This window comes from Actinoplanes sp. OR16 (assembly GCF_004001265.1).
GTDB lineage: Bacteria > Actinomycetota > Actinomycetes > Mycobacteriales > Micromonosporaceae > Actinoplanes.
Genome location: NZ_AP019371.1, coordinates 3,954,861 through 3,980,903 on the forward strand (window position 1 = coordinate 3,954,861; position 26,043 = coordinate 3,980,903).

The 26,043-nt window shown below is 71.3% G+C and carries 23 protein-coding genes; 12 read left to right on the forward strand and 11 right to left on the reverse strand.

Translation table 11 applies throughout. From position 1 onward, the window contains the following. The 4 genes from EP757_RS18355 to EP757_RS18370 form a co-directional block, all read right to left on the reverse strand. Positions 1 to 1,227, reverse strand: a complete 1,227-nt coding sequence (locus EP757_RS18355) for a type II toxin-antitoxin system HipA family toxin (protein ID WP_160165816.1) — start codon at positions 1,225 to 1,227, stop codon at positions 1 to 3. Continuing rightward, positions 1,217 to 2,698 carry a DUF262 domain-containing protein gene (locus tag EP757_RS18360; protein WP_127547667.1) on the reverse strand — a complete coding sequence of 494 codons (1,482 nt, stop codon included), beginning with the start codon at positions 2,696 to 2,698 and terminating at the stop codon, positions 1,217 to 1,219. Before EP757_RS18360 ends, EP757_RS18355 begins: the two co-directional genes overlap by 11 nt. A gap of 62 nt (positions 2,699 to 2,760) precedes the next feature. After that, positions 2,761 to 3,189 carry a hypothetical protein gene (locus EP757_RS18365; RefSeq protein WP_127547669.1) on the reverse strand — a complete coding sequence of 143 codons (429 nt, stop codon included), beginning with the start codon at positions 3,187 to 3,189 and terminating at the stop codon, positions 2,761 to 2,763. 53 nt (positions 3,190 to 3,242) lie between these two features. Then, positions 3,243 to 3,863, reverse strand: a complete 621-nt coding sequence (locus EP757_RS18370; RefSeq protein ID WP_127547671.1) for a YitT family protein — start codon at positions 3,861 to 3,863, stop codon at positions 3,243 to 3,245. A gap of 58 nt (positions 3,864 to 3,921) precedes the next feature. On the opposite strand from EP757_RS18370, the gene EP757_RS18375 reads away from it, so the two are divergent. Beyond that, complete coding sequence (locus EP757_RS18375; protein WP_127547673.1) at positions 3,922 to 5,376, forward strand: PLP-dependent aminotransferase family protein; 1,455 nt, start codon at positions 3,922 to 3,924, stop codon at positions 5,374 to 5,376. Positions 5,377 to 5,541: 165 nt separating this feature from the next. Here the strand turns inward: EP757_RS18375 and EP757_RS18380 are convergent, their stop codons facing one another. Both EP757_RS18380 and EP757_RS18385 read right to left on the reverse strand, forming a co-directional pair. Beyond that, entirely contained in the window at positions 5,542 to 5,883 is a 342-nt protein-coding gene (locus EP757_RS18380) for a VOC family protein (protein WP_127547675.1), read from the reverse strand. A 19-nt stretch (positions 5,884 to 5,902) separates the two neighbouring features. After that, positions 5,903 to 7,726 carry a long-chain fatty acid--CoA ligase gene (locus EP757_RS18385; RefSeq protein WP_127547677.1) on the reverse strand — a complete coding sequence of 608 codons (1,824 nt, stop codon included), beginning with the start codon at positions 7,724 to 7,726 and terminating at the stop codon, positions 5,903 to 5,905. Positions 7,727 to 7,889: 163 nt separating this feature from the next. On the opposite strand from EP757_RS18385, the gene EP757_RS18390 reads away from it, so the two are divergent. Beyond that, positions 7,890 to 9,305, forward strand: coding sequence for a PLP-dependent aminotransferase family protein (locus tag EP757_RS18390; RefSeq protein WP_232050687.1), 1,416 nt, complete (start codon positions 7,890 to 7,892; stop codon positions 9,303 to 9,305). Here the strand turns inward: EP757_RS18390 and EP757_RS18395 are convergent. Both EP757_RS18395 and EP757_RS18400 read right to left on the reverse strand, forming a co-directional pair. Continuing rightward, on the reverse strand, positions 9,279 to 10,556 hold the full coding sequence (locus EP757_RS18395) for an APC family permease (RefSeq protein ID WP_127547680.1): 1,278 nt from the start codon (positions 10,554 to 10,556) through the stop codon (positions 9,279 to 9,281). The two genes, EP757_RS18390 and EP757_RS18395, sit on opposite strands and share 27 nt — an antisense overlap. Positions 10,557 to 10,624: 68 nt before the next feature. Then, complete coding sequence (locus EP757_RS18400) at positions 10,625 to 11,251, reverse strand: TIGR03085 family metal-binding protein (protein WP_127547682.1); 627 nt, start codon at positions 11,249 to 11,251, stop codon at positions 10,625 to 10,627. 137 nt (positions 11,252 to 11,388) lie between these two features. Here EP757_RS18400 and EP757_RS18405 point away from each other — a divergent pair, with 137 nt between their 5' ends. Together EP757_RS18405 and EP757_RS18410 are read left to right on the forward strand one after the other, a co-directional pair. Further along, positions 11,389 to 13,137, forward strand: a complete 1,749-nt coding sequence (locus EP757_RS18405; RefSeq protein WP_370457858.1) for an ABC transporter ATP-binding protein — start codon at positions 11,389 to 11,391, stop codon at positions 13,135 to 13,137. After that, entirely contained in the window at positions 13,134 to 14,891 is a 1,758-nt protein-coding gene (locus tag EP757_RS18410; protein WP_127547684.1) for an ABC transporter ATP-binding protein, read from the forward strand. The genes EP757_RS18405 and EP757_RS18410 overlap by 4 nt, the downstream gene beginning before the upstream one ends. Before the next feature lie 108 nt (positions 14,892 to 14,999). Here the strand turns inward: EP757_RS18410 and rpsD are convergent, their stop codons facing one another. Next, entirely contained in the window at positions 15,000 to 15,608 is a 609-nt protein-coding gene (gene rpsD, locus EP757_RS18415; protein WP_127547686.1) for a 30S ribosomal protein S4, read from the reverse strand. A gap of 70 nt (positions 15,609 to 15,678) precedes the next feature. On the opposite strand from rpsD, the gene EP757_RS18420 reads away from it, so the two are divergent. Further along, entirely contained in the window at positions 15,679 to 16,422 is a 744-nt protein-coding gene (locus EP757_RS18420; protein WP_127547688.1) for a DUF2470 domain-containing protein, read from the forward strand. Between the two features lie 172 nt (positions 16,423 to 16,594). Here EP757_RS18420 and EP757_RS18425 read toward each other — a convergent pair whose 3' ends face one another. Continuing rightward, positions 16,595 to 18,718 carry a hypothetical protein gene (locus tag EP757_RS18425; protein ID WP_127547689.1) on the reverse strand — a complete coding sequence of 708 codons (2,124 nt, stop codon included), beginning with the start codon at positions 18,716 to 18,718 and terminating at the stop codon, positions 16,595 to 16,597. Positions 18,719 to 18,900: 182 nt separating this feature from the next. Between EP757_RS18425 and hisI the strand changes: the two genes are divergently transcribed. Genes hisI through EP757_RS18440 form a run of 3 tightly spaced genes read left to right on the forward strand, consistent with a single transcriptional unit; the run spans position 18,901 to position 21,340 of the window. Beyond that, positions 18,901 to 19,293 (forward strand): phosphoribosyl-AMP cyclohydrolase, encoded by a 393-nt coding sequence (gene hisI / locus EP757_RS18430; protein WP_370457859.1) that lies wholly within the window; start codon positions 18,901 to 18,903, stop codon positions 19,291 to 19,293. Next, complete coding sequence (locus tag EP757_RS18435) at positions 19,290 to 20,798, forward strand: anthranilate synthase component I (RefSeq protein ID WP_127547691.1); 1,509 nt, start codon at positions 19,290 to 19,292, stop codon at positions 20,796 to 20,798. The genes hisI and EP757_RS18435 overlap by 4 nt, the downstream gene beginning before the upstream one ends. Further along, positions 20,795 to 21,340 carry a Trp biosynthesis-associated membrane protein gene (locus tag EP757_RS18440; RefSeq protein WP_127547692.1) on the forward strand — a complete coding sequence of 182 codons (546 nt, stop codon included), beginning with the start codon at positions 20,795 to 20,797 and terminating at the stop codon, positions 21,338 to 21,340. The genes EP757_RS18435 and EP757_RS18440 overlap by 4 nt, the downstream gene beginning before the upstream one ends. 23 nt (positions 21,341 to 21,363) lie before the next feature. On the opposite strand, the gene EP757_RS18445 is transcribed toward EP757_RS18440, so the two are convergent. Then, positions 21,364 to 21,633, reverse strand: a complete 270-nt coding sequence (locus tag EP757_RS18445; protein ID WP_127547693.1) for a hypothetical protein — start codon at positions 21,631 to 21,633, stop codon at positions 21,364 to 21,366. Positions 21,634 to 22,039: 406 nt separating this feature from the next. Between EP757_RS18445 and trpC the strand changes: the two genes are divergently transcribed. The 4 genes from trpC to lgt are packed head-to-tail and all read left to right on the forward strand — an operon-like array spanning position 22,040 to position 26,033. Continuing rightward, positions 22,040 to 22,831 carry an indole-3-glycerol phosphate synthase TrpC gene (trpC, locus tag EP757_RS18450; RefSeq protein WP_041830607.1) on the forward strand — a complete coding sequence of 264 codons (792 nt, stop codon included), beginning with the start codon at positions 22,040 to 22,042 and terminating at the stop codon, positions 22,829 to 22,831. After that, entirely contained in the window at positions 22,828 to 24,078 is a 1,251-nt protein-coding gene (gene trpB, locus EP757_RS18455; protein ID WP_127547695.1) for a tryptophan synthase subunit beta, read from the forward strand. Before trpC ends, trpB begins: the two co-directional genes overlap by 4 nt. Continuing rightward, positions 24,075 to 24,875, forward strand: a complete 801-nt coding sequence (gene trpA, locus EP757_RS18460) for a tryptophan synthase subunit alpha (protein WP_127547696.1) — start codon at positions 24,075 to 24,077, stop codon at positions 24,873 to 24,875. The genes trpB and trpA overlap by 4 nt, the downstream gene beginning before the upstream one ends. A gap of 54 nt (positions 24,876 to 24,929) precedes the next feature. After that, entirely contained in the window at positions 24,930 to 26,033 is a 1,104-nt protein-coding gene (gene lgt, locus EP757_RS18465; RefSeq protein ID WP_127547697.1) for a prolipoprotein diacylglyceryl transferase, read from the forward strand. Positions 26,034 to 26,043: the final 10 nt, after the last annotated feature.

Here is a 26,043-nt window from a genome sequence, read left to right on the forward strand (position 1 = left end):
TCAGCCGGCCCGAGCCAGCGGCAGCTCACGCAGCCGGCCGTTGACGAGTTCCGCCATCTCGGCCGACAGCGGCAGCTCACGCTCCAGGCCGGACCAGACGGCGCGCATCTTCGCGGCGAACTCCGCAGCCAGGGTCTCCAGCTCCTCGGGCGCCGGGTAACCGATCCGCTCACCGAAGCGGCGGAAGGTCGCCGGCGTCACCGAGGCGAAGTCCTTCGACCGATCCAGGTTGAGAGCGAGATTGTCCGCGCGGAACGGCTGGTAGACGATCGTCGACACGAAGTCGTAGGCCGGGCTCAGCGCGATCGATCCGGATCGCTCGTATCGCAGCGACCAGTTCTTCAGGTGGGCGTCACCGTTGCCCATCAACACGATGGCGACCAGCCGCCGGACGAACTCCCGCACGGCTTCGACCCCGGAGAGGGCCAGCAGGATCCGGCCGATCGACTCGTAGTTGGCGTTCTGGTACTTCCGCTCCGGGTAAAGGTCCAGGATCTGGGCGAAGTCCTCGATGTGCTGCCGCTCACCGTCCCGCCGATCGAAGCGCTCGATGGCGAAGACCTTGGCGCCCGGATCGACGAGGCCCGGGGGAACACCCTGCACCGAGGCCGCGGGAAGAAGGTCGATAGCCGGAACGTCGACACCCGACTCCTTCAGCCACAGCATCATCGAGTACTCGTTCTCCGGCACCTTGCGAAAATCGTGGAACGGCAGTTTGACGATCCAGTCGCCGCCCTCGCCGCCGGCCGGGAGTGTGAGACCACGGTGGGTCTTCAGGAGCGACAGCTTCAGCTGGATGCCGGCCAGGGAGAACTTGAGCCGTATCTCGTCGGGGAACTCGGACGCCGGTGGGCTCTCCCGCATGTGCGGAATCTCCGCCCACGCTCCGACCGGGGAGACGGTGACCGCGCCCGGCAGATCATGTCCCAGCCCGGCGAGCAGGAAGAACTCACGTTCCGGATGGATGCCGAGTTGACGGGCCACGATGTCACGCAGCGGCCCGCCCTTCTCCGGCAGAAGATTCGAGAACCAGGGGATGAGGCGCTGGTGAGTCGACCGGACGCGTTCGGGGTCGTCCTCGAACGTCTGGCCCAGCACGGGTCGGCCGGGCATCCGCAGGTACGAGTCGTCCAGCGCGAATCGTGCGGTGTTGCCGTCCAGTTCGATCTCACCGATGACGAGATCGTGCAGCCGGACGGCAAGGCGCCAGGTTCGTTCACCACCCATGGCTGCCGGCTTCCTCGCTGTCGTCGTCGGAGACGAGCAGGTCGCTGATCGCCGGACGGTCGGAGGCGCCCCACTGGGCCCGCGGCCGCGCCCGCTTGAACAGGCTCTCGGCCAGGACTTCGGTACGCCGGCGCCGGAACTGGCTGGAGAATCCGGCCCGGAGCAGCGCGACCGCGTGACCGTCGATCGCATGCGATGCGATGACGCCCGGGTCGACGGGGCGCGACAGGAGGAGTTCCCCGAGCGGTCCCTCGTCCGGCGGCGAGAAGAAGAGCGCACCGGTGAAGGTGCGGAAGGTCGAATGACCGTACGCCTGCAGGAGATCGGCGACCGGCAACGGTTCGGCGGTCAGCAGGGAACGCGGTGCGAGGGTGGTCAGGGCGAGTCTCTCTCCGAATCGCGACAGGTAGCCGGCCGGGTCGGGGGTCTCGGTCGGAACCGACCGCAGCAGGTCGGTGGCGTCGAGCGAGTCGGCGCCGAGGAGCGGCCTCTGGAGAACGCCGGGATCGGCGTTCCCCATGGATCGCCACAACCACCGGTTCAGGAGGAGGCGGGCACGCGGCGAGGGCGCCGGATTGCGATCGAAGAACCAGGCCAGGGTCGGAAGCAGGGCGAGATGCTGTTCCCAGACCGTCAGATGCGGGATCCCCGCCTCGGCGATCAGCCAGCGCAATGCTCGGCGGAGCGCGTCCTCGGCGGCCCCTTGGACCGGGTCCGGGAACTCCCGGAGCTCCTGATCGGTGGCCGACGGACTGATCTTCCGCATCGTCTGCAGAATGACGCCGGCGGGCAGGTGCCCGAAGCCGGACTCGGCCAATCGCGCAGCCATGCCGTCGAGCGTGGGAATCACTGCACGGTCGCCGTCCGGCCGGCGGGCGTGACGCTGATCCGCCGCGGTCAGGCGGACACCACCGTTGTTGAGACGGAGGAAGACGTCAGCGGCGGCGGTCGGTGGCATCTTGGAGAGCCGGACCAGCATCAACCGGGAGTCGAGGAGGCGGCGGCGTACGTCGATCGCACGGTCGGCGAAGCGGCCGGAATCAAGATCGCTCAGCCAGGACTCGAAGGAGTGGCTGTCCGTGAGCACCTCGAACGGCATGTCGAAGGGCTCACGCGGCTCCCGATGCTCGATCACCGTGTCCGCCGCGAGGTCATAGGCGAGCCGCACGGCACCTTGTCGCAGAAGGCCGGCGAGGGCGCCCAGCCGTTGATGCCCGTCGACAACCCACCATGCGGCGGGGTCGGGCGGGGCGGTGATCCGTGCCGGGCCGATCCGTTCGGTGGACCTCTCCGCGGGCCCCTCCAGAACGGTGATCACCCCGGTCGGCAGGCCGGACAGCAGACTGTCGAAGTAGGGGATCGCCTGCTCCGCCGTCCAGACGTACGGACGCTGGAACGGAGGGAGCCGGAATCGTCCTGCATCGATCGACCGGACGATCTCGGCCACGGGGAAGACGAAGGCTTCCGCCATCTCGCACCCCCATCGGTCGTCTGAGCTAGCTCATTTAACCGCACGGGTGGCGCCCGAGCCGGTCAGCGGCCGTCGGCGAGGCGGAGGCGGTATTCGCGGAGGGCCAGCTGGTAGGTCTGGTCGTCCAGGGTGTAGTCGGCGTCGCCCGGGTCGGGGCCGCGGTTCAGCTGGGCCTGCAGCGTCATCACGGCCGAGGAGAGGCCGCTGAACGGGCGGGTGCGCCAGAGCTGCTCGCCGGCCGGGGCGACCTCGATCAGGTCGTCGTCCACGGTGATCAGGCCGGCGCCGGAGAGGCGGCGGACCGACTCCTCGATGTCCTCCCGGGACGGGACGCTGTGGTGCAGGAAGTCAGCGGCGGCGAGCAGGTCGGCCAGGGTCGCGCCGGTGACCGGCAGGGCAGCGTGCAGCGCCCTGTCCCGCTCCAGGCGCTCGGCGATGACCGCGGAGACGAAGATCCAAGCGTCGTTCCAGTTCCAGCCGCCGTCCCCCATGCCGCAATGATGCCGTGTGGTTGCGTCACCGGGAAGCGAATGTGGCCGGATGATCACCGGACCGTTGTCGACTCTAGATCTCGGCTCCGGGGGAGGGGCACGGTGAGCTTCGGAAGGAAGAGGTGGACCAGCGGGCCGATCGCCACGGCGTACGCGATGGTCCCGATCCCGACGGTGCCGCCCAGCAGGAAGCCCGCGCCCAGCACGCTCAGTTCGATGCCGGTGCGGATGATCCGGAGCGAGATCCGCGGGAAGCGGGCGGCCAGTCCGGTCATCAGGCCGTCGCGCGGGCCGGGACCCATCCGGGAGCCGATGTAGAGGCCGGTGGCGAAGCCGTTGAGCAGCATGCCGCCGACCAGGTAGCCGACGCGCGCCGGGATCGACCCGCCTTCGGGCAGCATCGCGAGGGCCGCGTCGGCGGCGAATCCGACCACCACGAGGTTGGCCACCGTGCCGAAGCCGGGGCGCTGCCGCAGCGGGATCCAGAGCAGCAGCACCGGTATGCCGGTGAGCAGCACGATCCAGCCGAAGCTCACCCCGGTCACCTCGGAGAGTCCCTGGTGGAACACGTCCCACGGGTTCAGGCCCAGGTCGGACTGGATCATCAGGGCCATCGAGACCCCGTAGAGGAACAGGCCGACGAAGAGTTGCGGCAGGCGCCGGAAGAGGTCCATGATGCCACTCTCGATGCCAATTGCCGAATGTTAAAGTGCCAATCGAGCGGAGGTGGCTATGACGACATCGGTGCGAGGCGACCAATTGGCCCGATTGCTGGGCCGGTGGCATTCACTGCCGGGGAGGCGGCGCAGCCCTGACTACGCCGCGCTGGCCGGCTCGGTCCGCGGCCTGCTCGCCGACGGCCGGCTGGCTCTCGGCGTGCGCCTGCCCGCCGAGCGGGAGCTGGCCGAGGCCCTGGCGGTCAGCCGGACCACGGTCTCGGCGGCCTACCGGTCGTTGCGCGAGACCGGCCACCTCACCAGCCGCCGCGGCGCCGGCAGCTGGACGACGCTGCCGAACGGGCACCGCGTCGCCACCTCGGGCCTGTGGACCCCCGACGACGACCTCGACATGATCGACCTGGGCTGTGCCGCGTCGGCCGCCCCGGTCGAGCTGGTGCCCGCCGCCCGGGCCGCCGCCGACGACCTGCCTCGCTACCTGGGCAGCGCCGGGTACCACCCGACCGGTCTGCCCGAGCTGCGGGCCGCGGTCGCCGAGGCGTACTCGGCCCGGGGTGTCCCCACGTCCGCCGAGCAGATCATGATCACCAGCGGCACTCAGCAGGCCCTCGACCTGGTGCTGCGGCTCTCCGTGCCGGTCGGCTCGCCGGTGCTCGTGGAGACGCCGACCTATCCGAACGCGCTCGCCGCCCTGGCAGCCCGCCGGGCCCGGGTCAGCACGCACGGGCTCGACATCGAGACCGGCTGGGACTCCGAGATGCTGCTCGGGGCGCTGCGCCAGACCCGGCCGCGGCTGGCGTACGTGATCCCGGAATTCCACAACCCGACCGGCCACCTGATGCCGGCCGACCTGCGGGAGCGCCTGGTGGCCGGCGCGCACGCGGCCGGCGCCGAGCTGGTCGTCGACGAGTCGTTCGTCGACCTGCCGCTCGAAGGTCAGGAGATGCCGCCGCCGGTGGCCGTCTTCGACCGGCACTCCCGGGTCACGTCGATCGGTGGCATGAGCAAGGCGTACTGGGGTGGCCTGCGGATCGGCTGGGTCCGCGCGTCGGCGCCGCTCGTGCAGCGGCTCGCCGCCATCCGGGTCGGTGTCGACATGGGCAGCCCGGTCCTGGAGCAGCTCGTCGCCGTCCACCTGCTGCGGCTCGCCCCGGAGATCGTCGCGGCCCGGCGTGCGCAGCTGCGGTTCCGGCGGGACGCCCTGGTCGGCGCGATCCAGGAGATGCTGCCGGAGTGGCGGTTCGTGGTGCCGGCCGGCGGGGTGACCCTCTGGGCGGAGCTGGACGGGCCGATCTCGAGTGCGCTCTCCCGGGCCGCGGAGGATTTGGGCGTACGGCTGGCGCCCGGTCCCCGGTTCGGCCTGGACGGCACGCTGGAACGGTTCCTGCGGCTGCCGTTCACCCTGGCCGCCGACGATCTGATCGAATCCGTCCGCCGGATCGCCGCCGTCCGCCACGACCTCGACCACGCCCCGCGCCCGACCTGGCGAACCCCAGCCGTGATCACCTGACGCGTTCCGCCGACACGATTCTCCAAGATCGCGGAGGGGAGAGGTGGCGCGGTGAGGCGCTTGAGCTCCAAGATCGCGGAGGGGACAGGTGGCGCGGTGAGGCGCTTGAGCTCCAAGATCGCGGAGAGGAGAGGTGGCGCGGTGAGGAGCCGAGGTGCGGGCGGGTCAGGCCGTGGGTGGCTGGAAGAGGCCGATCAGGTGACCGTCGGTATCCCGTACCGTCGCGATCAACGCACCTTGCCCCACATCGTGGGGTGAGCGTTCCTCGGAAGCGCCCGCCACCACCAAGGCCGCGACAGCGGTCGTGATGTCGTCGGTGCGCCAATAGACGATCGGGCCGGCCGCGACATCGCCGTGCGGATCGAGACCGATCTCCGGTGCGCCCGGCGGCCGGAAGCCGACGTAGTAGCCGTGCTCGGCATAGGGTTCGACGCCCAGCAGGGTCCGGTAGAACGCGGTCGCGGCGGGCAGGTCGGCTACCGGGACCGTGATCGTATGGATCGTCACGGTCCCAGCAAACCACTGGTCAGAGCTGCGCGAGGGATCCCGCGTACATCTTGTCGATCTGCTCGGCGAAGTTCGTCTCGACGCTGCGCCGCTTGATCTTCATGGACGGGGTGACCTCGCCGGCCTCGATGCTCAGGTCGCGCGGGAGGATCGCGAACTTCTTGATCGTCTCCCACCGGTTCAGCTTGGCGTTGAGCTCGGCGATGAAGCCCTCGACCAGCTTCTCCGTCTCCGGCGCCGCCACGATCTCGTCGTAGCTCTTGCCGGCGAGGGGACCCTCCGACGCCCACACCTTGATCGCGTCCTCGTCGAGGGCGATCAGCATGGTGACGAAGTTGCGGTTCTGGCCGATGACGATCGCCTGCGACGTGTACGGGCAGACCGCCTTGAACTGGCCCTCGATCGACGACGGCGCGATGAACTTGCCACCGGACGTCTTGACCAGGTCCTTCTTCCGGTCGGTGATCTTGAGGTAGCCGTCGGCGTCGAGCTCGCCGATGTCACCGGTGCGGAGGAAGCCGTCCTCGGTGAGCGCCTCGGCGGTGGCCTCCGGCAGGTTGTGGTAGCCCCGCATGACCGGCGCGCCGCGCAGCAGCACCTCGCCGTCGGTGTCGATGCGGACCTCGAGGTCGCCGACCGCCTCGCCGACCGTACCGATCTTGAGGCGGCCGTTCCGGTTCACGAAGTTCGCCGCGCAGGCCTCGGTCATGCCGTAGCCCTCGAGGATCGGCAGGTTCGCCGCGGCGAAGAACTCCGAGATGTCCCGGCTCAGTGCCGCCGAGCCGCTGACCAGCACCTTGATGTTGCCGCCGAGCTTGGCCTGGAGCTTCGAGAAGACCAGCTTCTCGCCGATCGCGTACTGCAGCTTCAGACCGGCCGGGACCGGCTTGCCGGCCTGCTCCAGCGCGACCTTCTTCTTGCCGGTCGCGACCGCCCAGGCGAAGATCTTCGGCTTCAGGCCGCCGCCGCTCGTGCCGCTCGTGACGGTCTTGTTGTAGACCTTCTCGAAGATGCGGGGCGGGGCGCACATCAGCGTCGGCTTGATCACCGCGAGCAGGTCGATCAGCTTGTCGACCCGGCCGTCCACGTAGGTCGGCACGCCGACGTGCAGGATGCCGCAGAGCAGCGTCTTGCCGAACGCGTGCGACATCGGCAGCCAGAGGTAGTGCAGGTCGTCCGGGGAGAAGAGGCCCAGGTCCTCCTGCGCGACACCCTCCCAGGTCCAGCCCTTGTGCAGCAGGACGACGCCCTTGGGGCGGCCGGTCGTGCCGGAGGTGTAGATCAGGGTGGCGACGTTGTCCGGCCCGAGCTGGGCGACCACGTCGTCGATGAGCGACGGGTTGGTCCGGAGCGCGGCGGCACCCAGCTCCTCCAGCTCGGCGAGCGTGATCTGCGGCGGGGTGGCGCCGGCGTCGGCCGGGCCGTCGATCACCACGACCTTCGTCACGGCGGTCTCCGCGCCGGAGATCTTCAGCGCCTGCTTCGCGTTCTCCGCGATCAGCACCTTCGACCCGGAGTCGGTGACGATGAAGGCGGTGTCCTCCGGCTCGGTGGTCGGGTAGACCGTCGTGGCGGCCGCGCCGGCCACGTTGATGCCGAGGTCGGCGAGGATCCACTCGAGCCGGGTGTTGGAGAGGATCGCGACCCGGTCCTCCAGGCCGACGCCGAGCTCACGCAGACCGGCGCCGATGGCCCGGACGCGCTCGCCGACCTCACGCCAGGTCAGCCACTCGGGGCCGGTGTCGGTCGCGTTGGGACGCGCGAGGGCCCGGGCATCGGGGGTTTTCGCCACGCGCTGGAAGAGCATGTCCGGAATTGACCGGTAGGGAACCTCGAGAGCCATATCGGGCGCCGCCTTCGACCTGAACGGAGAGCTAGTAACGTCGGTGTTACCGCAGGGTAATGTGTGTCCTGCACCACGGCTAGACTGCGGGATCAACCAACTTCACCGGCGGAACGCCCTCTATCCTAGTCAGCCCACATGTGAGGTCCATCCCTTGGATCTGGTGATCGAGGTCGAGTCCGGAAACGGTGGCACCACGGCCGCGGTGTACCGCGCGTTACGGTCGGCCATCGCCGACGGCCGTGCTCCGGCCGGTCATCGGCTGCCTGCCACCCGGGTGCTCGCCGCTGACCTGGGCGTCTCCCGGGGGAGTGTGGCGGGGGCCTACGAACGGCTGGCAGCCGAGGGCTATCTGACGTCCAAGGTCGGGTCCGGCACCTTCGTCGCTGTGACACACCTGGTGGCGCAACGCCCGATTCACGAAGCCGATCCCCTGCGGCCGCGAGCCGGCTGGACGCTCACCCCGCTGCCGGCCAGCGGGCAGGTCGCGGCGCCGCGCTACGACTTCCGGACCGGCATCCCCGATCCGTCGCTCTTCCCCTTCGACACCTGGCGGCGGCTGGTCTCGGCGGAACTCCGCCTGCGGGCGAACAACCCAGGGACGTACGGGGACCCGTCCGGCCATCCGGCGTTGCGTTCGGCTGTCGCGCGCTACATCGGCTACTCGCGGTCGGTGCGCACCACCGCCGACGAAGTGGTCGTCACGAACGGCACCCAGCACGCGCTCGACCTGATCGCCCGGGTGCTGGTGCGGCCCGGCGACGTCGTGGCGGTCGAGGAGCCCGGTTATCCACCGGCCCGCCGCCTCTTCGAGTCGCTCGGCGCCCGCGTCGCCGGTGTCCCGGTCGACGAGGAGGGCCTGGTCGTCGGGGAACTGCCGGCCGCGGCGCGGCTCGTCTACGTGACGCCGTCGCACCAGTTCCCGCTCGGCCGGGTGATGAGCCTGGCCCGCCGGCACGAGCTCCTCGACTGGGCGGGCCGCCGCCGGGCCGCGATCGTCGAGGACGACTACGACAGCGAGTTCCGCTTCTCGGCCCGCCCGCTCGAACCACTGCGGACACTCGACGGCGGCGGCCGGGTGCTCTACGCCGGCACCTTCTCCAAGTGCATGATCCCGGCCCTCCGCACCGGCTTCGTGCTGGTCCCGCCGGGCTTGCGGCCCGCGCTCATCGCGGCGCGGCAATTGAGCGACGGGTACGGGCAGACGGCCGTCCAGGCAGCCCTGGCCCGTTTCATCGAGGACGGCGAACTGGCCCGTCACGTGCGGAGGGCCCGGCGCGCCTATGCCGACCGGCGCACCCGCATCGTCAGCGGCCTCGCGGCGATGCCCGGCCTGGAGGTCGTTCCCTCCGCCGCCGGCCTGCACGTCACCGCCCTACTGCGCCCCGGCGGGGGCTCGGCGTCCCCCGATCCGGCCCGGATCGTCGCCGCAGCGGGGCGGGCCGGCGTGGCGATCGATCATCTCGGCAGCTATGTGCCGCCGGGCGTTCCGGTCGAGCGAGGGCTGGTGCTGGGGTTCGGCGCGGTGAACCCCGACGTGATCGACGAAGGGCTATCCCACCTGGCTAGGATGCTTTAGAGGCTCTTCGAACGGCGCCGAGGAAGCGGACGCGGACGACGAGGACGCGGATCGGACCGACTGGTAGACCACGGCTCCCGCCGCGATCGCCAGGCTCAGCAGGGCCGGCCACCCGTTCAGCCAGAGCAGCGCGACCACCGCGACGAACGCCACCCCGGCCACCACCCGCTGTCCGGCGCCCGGCAGCAGGCGGAGGGCGGCGGCCGTGCCGATCACGTAGACCAGGGTGAAGCAGCCGGTCACCAGCAGCGCGGCCGTGTTCAGGTCGAGGCGCAGCAGCGCGGCGACGATGCTGCCGGCAAGGATGAAGGTCATCGAGCGCCGCTGGGTGCCGAAGACCCGGGACGGCAGGGCGCCCTCGGCTGCCAGGGCGGCGCCGAGACGGCTGGCGCCGGCGTAGTACGCGTTGACCGCGCCGAGCGTGAGCACCACCGCCACCACCGCCGTGACGATCCGGACCGGGCCGCCCACACCGATGGCGAGCAGGTCGGCGAGCGGGGCGCGGCTGCCCGCCAGCGCCGGACCGAGGGCCAGCACGCTGACCGCCGCGACGGCTAGGTAGAGGACGCCGACCAGCGCGACCGCGATCATCGTGGCCCGGGGGACGTCCCGCTGCGGGTTGCGGTACTCGGCGGAAAGCGACGACAGCGCCTCCCAGCCGGCGAATCCCCAGACCAGGATGGCCGCGGCGGCGCCGATCCCGGACCAGCCGTGCGGGGCGAACGGCTCCAGGTTCGTCCAGCGGGCGTGCGGCAGCGCGGCCACCACCGTCACGACCAGCAGGGCGGCGAGGGAGGCGGAGAGGACGAGCTGGACCCGGCCGGAGATCCGCAGACCGAACCAGTTCATCGTGTACGCCGTCCCCACGATCGCCAGGAAAGTGACGAACTCGGTGGTCCAGCCGCCGCCGACGACGTCCGCGACGTACCCGCCGGTGAACGCCGCGGCGACCGGCGCGCCGAGCGGCACCGCGAAGTAGAAGCACCAGCCCACCGCGGCGGCCACCCGCGGGCCGAAGGCGAGCCGGGCATAGGTGGAGACGCCGCCGGAGTCCGGGTACCGGGCGCCTAGAGCGGCGAACGTCCAGGCCAGCGGCGCGGACAGGACGATCAGGGCGAGCCAGGCGACGAGCGACGCCGGCCCGGCCACCTCGGCGGCGAGCGCGGGCAGGGAGATCAGCCCGGTGCCGAGGACGGCGCCGACGGACAGGGCGGCGCCCTGGGACACGGAGAGGCCGGTGCGGTTGTGCATGGCCCGAACCTAGGTGCCGATCGGCGCAGCGATCGAGCCAATCGCGGCCGGATTGGATGGGCCGATCGTCAGACGCCCAGTTTGGCGTTGCGGAGGCGATCGGCCACCGCGGGGTCGCCCTCGACGGTCACCCGGGCCGCGCGCTGCCGGCCGAAGAAGAAGACGGCGAGCTCGCCGGCGTCACCGAGGATCTTGACCTGAGGGTCCTCCCCGACGGTGATCGGCGGGAGACCGGACGGGACGATCTCGGCGGCGATGCCGATCCGGCGCAGCGAGGCCCGGGAGATCAGCTTCACGTTCCGCCAGATCGCCGCCTCGAAGTCCGGCGTCAGCGTGCGGGGCTCCCAGCCGGGTGCGGCGCGCCGCACGTCCTCGTGGTGGATGAAGAACTCGACGGTGTTGGCGAGAGGGTCCACGACCGGGTTGGTCATCAGCCCCCAGGAGGGTGGATTGCGCAGCTGCTCGATGAGGTCCCCGTAGGGCAGGCCGGCGCGTGCCGCACGGATCTTCTCCCCGTACGACGCAAGGGGTTTGATCAGAATGCCCGCCGAGGCGTCCGGCCGCCGTTCCCGGACCACGAGGTGCGCGGCCAGGTCACGGGTGGTCCAGCCCTCGCAGAGGGTCGGCGCGTCCGGGCCCTCGCTCAGCAGCAGGTCGGCGAGGAGGGCACGCTCCTGCCGGGCATAGTTCGTCACCCGTCGATCCTAATCGCTGTAACGCTGCACACAATGTAAACAACTTGTGTAGAAGGCAGGATGGACAGGTAAGGCCGGAAGCCCCGGCGAACACTTACCAATCGGGTAGGAAATTGAGCGCCAGAGCCAGCAACGACGTGCTGGGACGGGGACTACGGGTGCTCGGGCAGGCGATCCGTACGGAACCCCGGCTCTTCGTCATCGGCACGGTCGGCAGTAGCGTCTTCGGCCTACTGATCATCGCCAACTCGTACGTCATCGGCTTCGTGACCGGCCATATCGTCGTGCCGGCGTTCGCCGACGGGAGCGTGCGCACCGGCTCGCTCGCGCTGGTCGTGGCGATCCTGCTGGGGATCAGCGGCCTGCGGGTGGCGAGCATCTTCGGCAGGCGGCTCGGCGCCGGGTACATGCAGTTCCGGCTGCAGGCCCGCTACCGGCGCGCGGTGACCCGGCGCTATCTGTCGCTGCCGCCGTCCTGGCACCAGAAGCACGCCACCGGGACGCTGCTGTCCAACGCGAACTCGGATGTCGAGGCGGCGTTCGTCCCGATCGCGCCGCTGCCGTTCGCGGTCGGCACCATCGTGATGATCTTCGGGGCGATGGCCGTGCTCTTCGCCACCGACTGGGTTCTCGCGCTGGTCGGCGTCGCGCTCTTCCCGACGCTGTTCGCGCTGAACCTCGCCTATTCCCGGCGGATGTCGCCGCGGCAGATCCACGCCCAGCGGATGCGCGCCAAGGTCAGCGCGGTCGCGCACGAGAGCTTCGACGGCGCGCTGGTCGTGAAGACGATGGGCCGGGAGGCCGACGAGTCACGCCGCTTCGGGGTCTTCGTCTCCGAGCTGCGCGACGCGCTGATCTCGGTGGGCCGGCTGCGCGGCGTCTTCGACCCGCTGATGGACAGCCTGCCCAGCGTCGGGACCCTGGCCGTGCTGGTGATCGGCACTTGGCGCCTGCAGACCGGAGCGATCAGCGTGGCCGAGCTGGTCAGCGTCGCTTTCCTCTTCACGGTTCTGGCTTTCCCGGTACGCGCGATCGGGTGGGTGGTCGGCGAACTGCCGCGCAGCGTGGCCGGATGGGAACGGGTCCAGGCGGTGCTCTCCGCGGAGGGCGATCTCCCGTACGGGGCGGTGGGGGTTCCCGGCAGCGGACCCGTCGAGCTCCGCTTCGAGCAGGTGAACTACCGCTACGCCGGTGGCCCGCCGGTGCTCACCGACGTGACGTTCACGGTCCCGGCCGGGCAGACCGTCGCCCTGGTCGGCGCGACCGGCTCGGGCAAGTCCACGATCGCCTCGCTCGCGGTCCGGCTCGTCGACCCGGAGTCCGGCAGCGTGGCCCTGGACGGGGTGAAGCTGCCGGATCTGGCCGGTTCGGCCCTGGCCGGGACGGCGGCGCTGGTCCCGCAGATCCCGTTCGTCTTCGACGACACGGTCCGCGGCAACATCTCGCTGGACCGGGACGGCATCACCGACGACGCGGTCTGGCACGCGTTGCGCCTGGCCCAGGCCGACCGGTTCGTCGGCGGCCTGCCGGCGAAGCTGGACACCGAGGTGGGGGAGCGCGGCACCTCGCTCTCCGGCGGGCAGCGCCAGCGGCTCACGCTGGCCCGGGCGCTCGCCGGCCATCCCCGCCTGCTGGTCCTCGACGACGCGACGAGCGCCGTCGACCCGCGCGTCGAGGCCGCGATCCTGGGCGCGCTGCGCGACCGAGACTCCGGGACGTCGATCCTGGTCGTCGCGTACCGGCGGGCCACCATCGCGCTCGCCGACCTGGTCGTCTACCTGCACCAGGGCCGGGTCGTGGCGACCGGCACCCACCTTTCACTGATGGATTCCCAGCCGGGGTACCGGGACCTGGTCACGGCGTACGAGAAAGCGGAACAGCAGTGAAGGACGGCACTTTCGCCACCATCAAGCGGGGGCTCGCGCTCTCGCCGGAGCTGCGGACCGGGATGCTCGGCACGATGGGGCTCGCGCTGCTGCAGATGGGCGGCCGGGTCGCCGTGCCGATCGCGGTGCAGCAGGGCATCGACCGCGGGGTCAACGCTCCGGGCGGCCCGAACCCGCGGGTCGTCCTCGGCGTGGTGGCGCTGACGCTGCTGGCGCTCCTGATCTCGACGGTCTGCGGCTATCTGATGACCCGCCGGCTCTTCACGGTCAGCGAGACGGCGCTCGGCTCGCTGCGGTCCCGGACCTTCCGGCACATCCACGACCTGTCGATGCTGCACCAGCAGTCCGAGCGGCGCGGCTCGATGGTGTCCCGGGTGACCAGCGACGTCGACCAGATCTCCACGTTCCTGCAGACCGGCGGCATCCAGCTGCTGCTCGCCAGCGGCCAGCTGCTGGTCTCGACGGTGGTGATGGCGATCTACTCCTGGCAGCTCACCCTCGTGGTGCTGCTCGCCTTCGGGCCGGCGGTCGCGGTGATCAGGTTGTTCCAGAAGCGGCTCGCGGCCGTCTACCGGGCGGTCCGGGAACGCACCGGCGTGATGCTCGGGGCCGTCGCGGAGAGCGTCGTCGGCGCCACGGTGATCCGGTCGTACGGCGTGGCGGACCGCACCGGCCGGCGGCTGGACGGCGCGATCGAGGACCTGCGGGTCGCCCAGCAGAAGGCGCTGAAGACCAGCGTCACCAGCTTCTCCAGCGGCGAGATCGGGGCCGGGCTGGCGCTCGCCGGCGTGGTCGTGGTCGGCACGCTGCTCGGCGTGGACGGCAGCCTCACGGTCGGGCAGCTCACCGCGTTCCTGTTCCTGGTGACGCTCTTCATCCAGCCGGTGCAGATCGCCACCGACATGCTGAACGAGGCACAGAACGCGGTGGCCGGCTGGCGCCGCATCCTCGACGTCCTGGACGTGGAGCCGGACGTGGCCGACCCGGACGACCGGGGTGTGCCGCTGCCGGCCGGCCCGCTGGGCATCCGGTTCGCCGACGTCTCGTTCCAGTACCCGGGCGGACCGGTCGTGCTCGCCGACGTCGACCTGGAGATCCCGGCGAAGACCAAGGTGGCGGTGGTCGGCGAGACCGGCAGCGGCAAGACCACGTTCGCGAAGCTGCTGACCCGGCTGATGGACCCGATCGCCGGCGAGGTGCTGCTCGGCGGCGTGAAGCTCACCGACGTGCGGTTCTCGTCACTGCGCTCGCGGGTGGTGATGGTCCCGCAGGACGGCTTCCTCTTCGACGCGACGGTGGCCGAGAACATCAGGTTCGCCGAGCCGTCACTGACCGACGACCAGCTGCGGGAGGCCTTCACCGAACTCGGCCTCGGCGACTGGCTGGCCGGGCTGCCGGACGGGCTGGAGACCCCGGTGGGTGAGCGCGGCGAGGCGCTCAGCGTGGGGGAGAGGCAGCTGGTGGCGCTGGTCCGGGCCTACGTCGCGGACCCTGATCTGCTGGTGCTCGACGAGGCGACCAGCGCGGTGGACCCGGCCACCGAGGTGCGGCTGCAGCACGCGCTCGACCTGGTCACCCGGGGACGGACCACGGTGGCGATCGCGCACCGGCTGTCCACGGCCCAGGCCGCCGACGAGGTGATAGTCGTGGAAGCGGGCCGCGTCGTGCAACGCGGCCCGCATGCCCGCCTCGTCACCGAGGAGGGTTCGATCTACGCCAAGCTCTACGCCAGCTGGTTGGAACAGACGCGCTGACCGGAGACGGTTCCCGGTGAGATAGGCGCGTCGCCCGCCGCGGCTGCCGCTTCGACAGGGCAACCGCGGCGAGGAACCCGCCATCTCAGCGATTCGTGAGCCGCTTCATCAGCGGGCGTAGTACTCCACGACCAGCTGCTCGTCGCAGAGGACCGGGACCTCGGAGCGCAGCGGCGCCCGGACCACGGTGGTACGGAGCTCCTCAAGGACCGTCGACAGGTACGGCGCGGTCGGCCCATCGATGTGGGTGCCGGTCGCGGCGATCTGGAACGGCGGCTTCGAGCGGCTCGTCTCCTTGACCTCGATGACCTGACCCGGCTTCAGCTTGTAGCCGGGGCGGTCCACCTTCTTGCCGTCCACGGTGAAGTGACCGTGCACGACCAGCTGGCGGGCCTGGTAGATGGTCCGGGTGAAGCCGGCACGGAAGACGGTCGCGTCCAGGCGGCGCTCGAGCAGCGTGACCATCGTCTCGCCGGTCTTGCCCTCCGCCTTGTGCGCGGCGTCGAACGCGGCCCGCATCTGGACCTCGCTGATGTTGTACTGGTGGCGAAGACGCTGCTTCTCCAGCAGACGGACCTGGTAGTCCGAGCTCTTGCGACGGCCACGGCCGTGGACGCCCGGCGGGAACGGGCGGCGCTCGAAGTACTTGACGCACTTACGCGTCAGAGGGATTCCCAGCGCTCGCGAGAGCTTCGCCTTGGGTCGAGAGTTGTTCAACAGAGATCTCCTGTTACGGTAAGCCTTGCCTAACTTAGGTAAGCCTAACCGGTGCCCGGAGGTGCTCGTCATGCAACCCAGTCCCGCCGAGATCGCGCGCACGCTTTCCGCCGGTCACCTGCCCGCCGTCGCCCACATCGCCTGCCGCCCCGGACCCGTTCCGGTCCGGCACGTGACGGACGCTCAGGGCCGCGTGCTTCTGCTAGTGCCCAGCGAGGGTACCCTCGCGACCGCCCTTCGGCCACAAGACGGGAACGACGACACCGCGCTCGTACTGGACATCCGGGACGTGCCGCCGATGGCCACCTCCCCGTCGCTCGGACGGGTCTGGGTGTCCGGCTGGGCGACCCGGCTGACCGGCGAGGACGCCCGCGCGGCAGCGCTCGACTACGCGGACACCGACGCCTGCGGAGACCTGCTCGACATCGGCGAGAGTCAATCGCTCTACCGGATGGACGTCGCCGAGGTCCGGTACGAACGTAACGAGAACCTCATCGAGATCGACCCGGACGACTACGCCGAGGCCACCCCGGACCCGCTGCGGGCGGTCGAGTTCGACCTCATCGCCGACCTGGCCGACCACCACGTCGAAGAGATGAGCGACTACGTGAAACGTCAGCTCGGCAGCGCTGCCAAGCCCGGCGACGAGCCCCGCGTGGTGCGGATGGACCGGTACGGCTTCCTGGTCCGGATGGGCAAGCGCAGCGCCCGCCTGGCCTTCCCCCGCCCGGTCACCGACCGGCACGACCTGGCTCACCTGCTGCACCCGATCCTGTGCCGCCGCTGCACCACGCAGGATCACACCGCCGCCTAGGAGCGGCCCCTGAGCGGGTGGGATCCCGCAGCCCCCTTCTGCCGCCGTCGGGCTGCGGAACCCCACCTTGGACTTCTGCCGGCCGGTGCCGCGGTCGGCAGAAGTCCACCACACCACACGACGAAGGGCGACACCCACCGGGTGCCGCCCTTCGTCGTCGTTCTCACTCTTCTCAGAGCGACAGGATGCGCTCCAGGAACTCGCGGTAGTTCCGCATCGCCATCCGCATGCTCTCGGTGTCCGGCGTGCCGCCGCGCAGCGGGTCCAGGTCGTCCCGCTCGGCCAGCAGCACCTCGGTGAGCTCGTTCACCGCGTCGGTGAGCAGGTCGTGGGCCCGGGTGAGAGCGTTGACCGGGTCGTCGACGAACTCCGCCTTGACCTCGTGCCACGCCGCCCGGAAGTGCCGGGCCGCGTCCTCGTCCCAGACGGTCCGGGTGATCTCGGTCTCCCCGGCCGCGGACTCCTCCTCGGCAGCCGACCGGCGGCCCGCACGGCGCACCGGCTCGACGTCCTCGAGGCTGGCCGAGCGCCGGGGCGAGATCGCTTCCTCATCCTCGAAGCCGCGGCGGACACCGCCGACCGCGAGGCCGGTCACGCCGTTCTCCGGGAAGGGGAAGGACGGGAACTCGGCGGGCGGCGGGGTCACCGAACCGGCGCCGGGAGCGGCCGGGGTCACCGAGGCCACCCCGAACGCCTCGGGGGACCGGCCCAGGCTGTAACCGCTGGGGGTGTAGCCGCCCGCAACGAAACCCTCCGGGGTGAAGCCGGCCTGGGAGAAGCCGGTGGCCGGGTCGGCAGTCGGCAGCGTCACGGTGTCGTTCGCCCGATCCACCGACAGGTCCGGCGGGGTACGGGTCGCCGGGATCTGCACGGTCGGGTACTGGATGGCCGCGGCCGTCGCGCTGGAGACCGCCGGGCCGCCCGAGGTGGGCGCCGTCTCGGCGGCCGGTTCCTGGGCGGGCTGGTCGCCGGCCGCCTGGGCGGTCTCGGAGGCCTCGGCGGGCGCGCCGGACACCGGCTCCAGGGTCACGGCCGGGTGGTCCGGCGTGAAGCTCGGCGCCGGCGGGTAGGCGAAACCGGGCGAGACCGGACCGGCCGGGTTCGGGATGCCGGAAGCGGGAATGCCGGAGGAGGGGATACCGGAGGAGGGGATACCGGACGCCGGGTTGCCGGAGACCGGGACGGGCGCCGGGTTTCCGGAGGTCGGCGTGACCGGGTGGTTCGCGCTCGGCACCGTCGCCCAGCCGGCAGCGATACGCGGAACGCCGTCCGAGGCCGGGCTCTCCTCGCCCGTGTCGCCCGCTGCCGCCGTGCCGTCGAGACTGGGCGCCTCGCCGGTCTGGGCGTAGCCGGGCGCTCCTGCCCGTCCGTTCATGTCCTCACGTCCGTTCTCGTCGCTGGGCCCCGCCCCGTCGGCGGCGTCCTGGTCGGCGTCCGCCGGCGTCGCCGCCGCGGGTTCGTCCGCCGGTGTCGCTCCGGGCGGCTCATCGCCGTCCGGCTGTTCGGTCTTCCCGGCCGTGTCGGCCTTCCCGGTCTCAGCGGCTGCGTCGGCCTTTCCGGCTTCAGCGGCTGCGTCGGCCTTTCCGGTCTCAGCGGCTGCGTCGGCCTTTCCGGCGTCGGCGGTCGCGTCGGCCTTTCCGGCGTCGGCGGTCGCGTCGGCCGTGGCTTTCCCGGCCTCGTCGGCATCGGAAGAGGCGCCTAGAGGGTCGCCGGGTTCGGCGACTTCCGCAACCGGAGGTTCCCCCGGTTCCGGCGCCTTCCCGCCGGCGACCGGGTTGTCCGGCCGGCCCGGGTCCCCGGTTGCCGGGTTGCCGGCAGCCTGGTTGCGGCCACCGAACAGGAACCGCCCGGTGCCGCCGAGACGGAATCCGCCGAAGGTGCCGTCCCTGCTCGGTGCCGGGTCGCCGGCCTCCGGCCCCTGGGACTTTACGTCCTGATCGGGTGCGGGCTGCTCGTCCGTTGGGGCTGAGTGATCAGTATCGCGGGCCGGTGGTCCGGAGAACGGGCGGCCACCGGTGGGATTGCGTGGCCCGGGACGCCGCCCGGCCCGGGTCAGGCCGAACGGGTCGGCGGAGGACTGCTGTCTCGGCGCCGCCGGCCGGACGCCGAAACCGGTCAGCAGATCGGCGGGCGTCTCCGGGGGCTGATCGGGTTTGCGCCGGGAGCCGAGCGCCACCATCTCGGCGTCGTCACCGGAGGGTGGGTCGGCGTCCGGGCGGACCTGCCAGAACCGGGCGAGGCCGGGTGAGGGCCGGGTGTTGTCGGGGCTGGACGTCGGCTCCATCTCGGTTCTCACCACTCCCGGTTGCGGGTGCGCGCCTGCCGAAGGCCGTCCGAACAGGGTCCGGGCACGGCCGAAGCGGCGGACGCCGGGTAGTCAGGCATGTTCCGCGCTTCGGCGACGGTACCGCTCCGCACGGCCCAGCACACCCCCGGTTACCGGATCGTGGGCCCTCCGCGGGGCGTTACGGGTCCGGGATCGGATGGGGGAGAATCCAGACCGTGCCCGTACCCGAAACAGAGACGACCCTCGACCCGGCGATCGCCGCGAGGCTCAAGCGCAACCCCGACGGACTGGTCGCGGCGATCGTGCAGGAGCACGGCACCGGCGACGTGCTGATGCTCGGCTGGATGGACGACGAGGCGCTGCGCCGCACGCTCGCCACCGGCCGCGCCACGTACTGGTCCCGGAGCCGCCAGGAGTACTGGGTGAAGGGCGCGACGTCCGGCCACCACCAGCACGTGAAGCACGTGTCGCTCGACTGCGACGGCGACGCGCTGCTGGTCACGGTCGTGCAGACCGGCGCGGCCTGCCACAACGGAACACACACCTGCTTCACCGACGACCTGCCCCTGCAGGAGGAGCGATGACCAGCGGAGCGACGTTCCCCGGCGAGGACGAGTTCGTCGCCTCGCGCAAGCGGGTCGTCCCGGTCACCCGCAAGCTGCTGGCCGACGGCGAGACGCCGGTCGGTGTCTACACGAAGCTCGCCGGCGGCCCGGGCACCTTCCTGCTCGAGTCGGCGGAGCAGGGCGTCGCCTGGTCGCGCTATTCGTTCATCGGGGTGCGCAGCGCGGCTACCCTGGTCGAGCGCGACGGCCGGGCGGAGTGGCTCGGCACGCCGCCGGACGGCGTACCCCTGGGGGGTGATCCTGTCGTGGCCCTGCGCGAGACGGTGGCCGCGCTGACCGCCGGAGCGGAACCCGATGCGGATCTTCCGCCGCTCACCGGAGGCATGGTCGGTTACCTGAGCTACGACCTGGTCCGGCGTTTCGAGCGGCTGCCGGCCACCGCGACCGACGACGTCCCGCTGCCCGAGCTGGGCATGATGCTCGCCACCGACCTCGTCGTGCTCGACCACCACGAGGGGTCGGCGCTGCTGGTGGCGAACGCCGTCCTGGCTGCCGACGCCGACGACGCGGCCCGGCGTGCGGCGTACCACCAGGCGATCGGCCGGCTCGACGCGATGACGACGGCCCTGTCCCGGCCCACCCCGCCGATGGTCTCCACGGTGGAGCGCCGCCCGGCCGGTGAGCCGGTGAGCCGGACCGCGCCGGGGGAGTACCAGAAGGCGGTGGAGAGCGCGAAGGAGGCGATCCGGGCCGGCGAGTGCTTCCAGATCGTGGTGGCGCAGCGGTTCGAGCGCCCGACCGACGCGAACGCCCTCGACGTCTACCGGGTGCTGCGGGCCACCAACCCGAGCCCGTACATGTACCTGCTGCGCTTCGACGACTTCGACATCGTCGGCTCCTCGCCGGAGGCGCACCTCAAGGTCAGCGCGAACCGGACCGCCCTGCTGCACCCGATCGCCGGCACCCGCTGGCGGGGCGCCACCCCGGAGCAGGACGCCGCGCTCGCCGCCGAGCTGCTCGCCGACCCGAAGGAGCGTTCCGAGCACGTCATGCTCGTCGACCTGGGCCGCAACGACCTGGGCCGGGTCAGTGAGCCGGGCTCGGTGGAGGTGCCGGAGTTCGCCCGCATCGAGCGGTACAGCCACGTCATGCACATCGTCTCCACGGTGGTCGGACGGCTGCGCGAGGACCGGTCCGCGTTCGACGCGCTCGCCGCGACGTTCCCGGCCGGCACGCTCTCCGGCGCGCCGAAGGTCCGGGCCATGGAGATCATCGAGGAGCTGGAGCCGACCCGGCGCGGCCTCTACGGCGGCACCGTCGGCTACTTCGGGTTCGCCGGCGACATGGACATGGCGATCGCGATCCGGACCGCGCTGCTCAAGGACGGTGTGGCCTACGTCGGCGCGGGCGCCGGCATCGTGGCCGACTCCGATCCGGCCGCCGAGGAGCAGGAGACCCGGAACAAGGCCGCCGCGGTGCTGGCCGCGATCTCCGCCGCCGAGACGCTGCGCGCCGCGAGATGAGCAGCAGGAAGAAGCAGCTGCTGTCCGTCCTGGCCTGCCTGGCCGGCGGCGGGCTCACCCTCTACGCCGTGACGCGGGTCTGGTCGGTGCAGGTCGAGCTCCGGCCCGGCCTCTCCGATCTGCGGACCGAGCAGACCGGCGCCGAGTCGCAGCCGTGGCTGATCGGGCTGGCGCTGGTCGCCCTCGCCGGGACGGGCGCGCTGCTCGCCACCCGTGGCCGGGTGCGGCGCGGTCTGGGCGTGCTCCTCACGCTGATCGGCGCGGGCATCGTCGCCGGCGGTGTGCTGGCGCGCGTCACCCTCGACGCCGGCGATGCCGGCGCCTCGGCCTTCCTCTGGCCGGTCGCCTGTGTGCTCGGAGGCGCGGCGGTGGTGGCGGGCGGCCTGCTTGCCGCGCGGCACGGTCATCAGTGGTCGGCCATGTCAGCACGGTACGAGCGGAGCACCGCGCCCGAGCCGGTGACCAGAACGGCGTCCGCCGAGCCGGACACCCGGTCACTCTGGGATGCGCTGGACCGCGGGGACGACCCGACAGTTCGCTGATTCCCCCTTTTGGGGCATATCTCTCAGCGAGCGGTGGACAACTTCTTTCCACGGGCGGTGCGGCGCGGACTGGTCGCGATCATGGCGGCCACCGCGCGGCTGGTCTCGGCGCGAGCCGCGGCGCGGGCCCGGTCGGCTTCGATCGCCGCCCGGGCGTTGTCCTGCGCGGAGCGGACGTTGCCGGGGCCGACCACCACCTTCTGCACGCCGGTGACGACATCCGCCGCGAGAGCGACGAGGGTCCGGGAGACGGTGGCGAGGTTGGTCGGCTGGGTATTCAACGGCTGTGCCATTGTCGACTCCGCAATCATCGTCCGGTCGGCGGCACCCGTGAATGCGAGAGGTGCCGGGACAAGTCTGCCCGACGCCCATGATGGTGGAGTCCTATTTCCGCACGGTGACGCCCGGGTCAACGCGCCGTAGTATCGGCCGTTCGGGGGAGGGGTCCCTGCACAGCGGCTTGACAGCATCGGAAGCGATGTGAGGGAGGAAACATCCTCGCCGGGCAGCCTGGCATTATGCCCCAGCCCAATCGGTGAGGCGCGCCATACCCCGGCAGCCCGGGGACGGCCGTCACCTCCTAGCATCGGGCCGAAGACACCCGGAGAGGGGAGTCATTACGTGACATCCGATCAGGCGGAAGCGGGCAGTGGCGGCCCCGCGCAGCGCGGAGCGGCTCCGCAGAACGTTCTCGAGGAGATCCTCGCCGGCGTGCGGGAGGACGTAGCGGCACGCCAGGAGCGCACGCCGCTGGAAAAGGTGCGTGAGCTGGCGGCGGCAGCGCCCCCGGCGATCGATGCCTACGCGGCGCTGCGCAAGCCCGGCGTGGCGGTGATCGCCGAGGTGAAGCGGTCGTCGCCGTCGAAGGGCACGCTCGCCGACATCCCGGACCCGGCCGAGCTGGCCGGGGAGTACGCGGCCGGTGGCGCCCGCTGCATCAGCGTGCTCACCGAGGGCCGCTGGTTCGGCGGCTCGCTGGACGACCTCGTGGCCGTGCGCAAGTCGGTGAAGATCCCGGTCCTGCGCAAGGACTTCGTGGTCTCCAGCTACCAGGTGCACGAGGCTCGGGCCCACGGCGCCGACCTGGTGCTGCTCATCGTCGCCGCCCTCGAGCAGAACGTGCTCGTCGGCCTCCTGGAGCGCATCGAGTCGCTGGGCATGACCGCCCTCGTCGAGGTGCACAACGAGGAGGAGGCGGACCGGGCACTGGAGGCGAACGCGAAGGTGATCGGGGTGAACGCCCGCGACCTGCGCACCCTCGAGGTGGACCGCTCGGTCTTCGAGCGCATCGCGCCCGGCCTGCCGAACAACGTCGTCAAGATCGCCGAGTCCGGCGTGCGCGGCCCGCACGACCTGATCCGCTATGCGTCGGCCGGCGCCGACGCGGTGCTGGTCGGCGAGGGCCTGGTCACCCAGAAGTCGCCGCGCGACGCGGTGGCCGAGCTGGTCAACGCCGGCAACCACCCGGCGACCCCGCGGCCGGTCCGATGACAGCGCAGGCCCTACCCTCGCTGCCCGACCTGTCCGGACATTTCGGGCGGTATGGCGGCCGGTTCGTCCCGGAGGCGCTGGTCAAGGCCCTGGACGAGCTGGACGCGGCGTACCGGTCGGCGAAGGCCGACCCGGAGTTCCAGGCGCAGTTCCAGGACCTGCTGCTCAACTACGCGGGCGTGCCGTCGCTGCTGTACCGGGCGACCCGGCTCTCCGAGAAACTGGGCGCGGAGATCCTGCTCAAGCGGGAGGACCTGAACCACACCGGCGCCCACAAGGTGCGCAACGTGCTGGGCCAGGCGCTGCTCGCGAAGCGGATGGGCAAGCCCCGGGTCATCGCCGAGACCGGCGCCGGCCAGCACGGTGTCGCGAGCGCCACGGCGGCCGCGCTGCTCGACCTCGAGTGCGTGGTCTACATGGGCGAGATGGACACCGAGCGGCAGGCGCTGAACGTGGCGCGGATGCGGATGCTCGGCGCCACCGTCGTACCGGTGACGAACGGCTCGCGGACCCTGAAGGACGCCCTCAACGAGGCGCTCCGGGACTGGGTCACCACCGTCGACACCACGCACTACCTGCTGGGCACGGCGGCCGGGCCGCACCCGTTCCCGGAGCTGGTCCGCGACTTCGTCGGCGGGATCGGCGTCGAGGCGCGGGCGCAGTGCCTGGAGCTGACCGGCAAGCTGCCGGACGCCGTGGCGGCGTGCGTCGGCGGCGGCTCCAACGCGATCGGCATCTTCCACGCGTTCGTCCCCGACTCCTCCGTGCGGCTGTTCGGCTTCGAGGCGGGCGGCGACGGCGTGGAGACCGGCCGGCACGCGGCGTCGATCACCGGTGGTTCGGTCGGCGTGCTGCACGGCAACCGGACGTACCTGCTGCAGGACGACGACGGCCAGACCATCGAGTCGCACTCGATCTCGGCGGGCCTGGACTATCCGGGCGTCGGTCCGGAGCACGCCTGGCTGCACGACACCGGGCGGGCGTCGTACGAGCCGGTCACCGACGACGAGGCGATGGCGGCGTTCCAGCTGCTCTGCCGCACCGAGGGGATCATCCCGGCGATCGAGAGCTCGCACGCCCTGGCCGGGGTCGCGAAGATCGCGCCGCGGCTGCGCGAGGAGCTGGGCCGGACCCCGACCATCGTGGTCAACCTGTCCGGGCGCGGCGACAAGGACGTGCACACGGCCGGCGCCTACTTCGGCATCCTCGACCCGGTCGAGACGGTCGTACCGGGAGAGAACACGTGAGTATCGCTGCCACGTTCGCCACGGCTGCTTCCGAGGATCGCGCGGTGCTGGTCGGCTGCATGCCGGCCGGCTTCCCGACCGTCGACGACAGCATCGAGCAGATGATCGAGATGCACCGGGCCGGGTGCGACGTCATCGAGGTCGAGCTGCCGTACTCGGACCCGGTCATGGACGGCCCGGTGATCCAGAGGGCGAGCGACATCGCGCTCGCCAACGGTGTCCGCACCCGCGACACCCTGAAGATCATCGACGCGGTCTCGTCGGCCGGCGCCACCGTGGTGCTGATGACCTACTGGAACCCGATCGAGAAGTACGGCGTCGACGCGTTCGCCCGTGATCTCGCGTCGGCCGGGGCCACCGGGCTGATCACGCCCGACCTGATCCCGGACGAGGCGCAGGAGTGGATCGCCGCCTCGGACGCCCACAAGATCGACCGGACGTTCCTGGTCGCGCCGAGCTCGACCGACGAGCGGATCGCGATGACCCTGCAGAACTGCCGGGGCTTCGTCTACGCGACGGCGCTGATGGGTGTGACCGGCGCACGTACGTCGGTCTCCTCGCAGGCGCCCGAGCTGGTCGCCCGGATCCGCAAGGCCGACCCGGAGATGCCGGTCGGCGTCGGTCTCGGCGTCGGCAACGGCAAGCAGGCCGCCGAGGTCGCCGCGTTCGCCGACGGGGTGATCGTGGGCAGCGCGCTGATCCGGTGCATGCTCGACGCCCCGGACCGGAAGACCGGACTGGACCGGCTCCGCGCCCTCAGCGCCGAGCTGGCCGAGGGTGTCCGTGGGGCTTCATGAAATCGCAGCCTGCCCGGCACTGACCTCGGGGCGTGGCGGCGGTAGCGTGTGCCCGTGATTATCGCCGCCATCCCCAGCCCCACGACCTCGGTGTGGCATCTAGGGCCGTTCCCGGTCCGTGCCTACGCGCTCTGCATCATCCTCGGCATGGTCGTCGCCACGCTCCTGATGGAGAAGCGCCTCCGTAACCGTGGTGTGGCGCCGTGGGTCTCGCTGGACATGGTGGTGTGGGCGGTGCCGTTCGGCATCATCGGCGCCCGCATCTACCACCTGATCACCTCGCCGCAGGATTACTTCGGCGCCGGTGGCGACCCGATCCGGGCCCTCTACATCTGGGAGGGTGGCCTCGGCATCTGGGGCGCGGTGGCCGGCGGCGCGCTCGGCGCGTGGATCGCGGCCCGGCAGATCGGCCTGCCCCTGAGCGTCTTCGCCGACGCGCTCGCCCCGGCGCTGCCGGTGGCCCAGGCGATCGGCCGGTTCGGCAACTGGTTCAACAACGAGCTCTACGGCAAGGTCACCACGCTCCCGTGGGGCCTGGAGATCCACGAGATGGACTCGGCCAACCCGGGCCACGCCACCGTGATCGACGGCGAGCCGGTCACCAAGCCGGAGCTGTACCACCCGACCTTCCTCTACGAGGTGATCTGGGACCTCGGGGTGGCCGGTTTCGTCTGGCTGCTCGACCGTCGGTTCAAGTTCGGGCGGGGCCGGGCGTTCGCGCTCTACATCATGGCGTACACCGCCGGCCGGGCCTGGATCGAGATGCTGCGCACCGATGAGGCCAACCACTTCTTCGGCGTCCGGCTCAACGTCTTCGTCGCGATCGTCGTGTTCGTCGGCGCGGCGATCTACTTCGTGGTGATGAAGGGCCCCCGGGAGTACGTCGTACCGATCGACGCCCCGGAGACCACGCCGGAACCGGCCGTCGACAGCGGCGTCTCTCAGGTGGACGTCGCCGGCGGCGAGGACGAGGGCCGGAAGATGCCGGTCGCCTATCAGGTGGTCAGCGAGGAGCGGTTCCTGGCGTACCAGCGGACCGGGATCCTGCCGCCCCTCCCCGGCGACTCCACCGCCGTCTCGGAGGAGACGGTGCCGGCGGCTCCCTCCGGCTCCGGTTCCGCCTCCTCTTCCGCCTCCTCCGCCGACGACGAGAACTGACGTCCGGGCC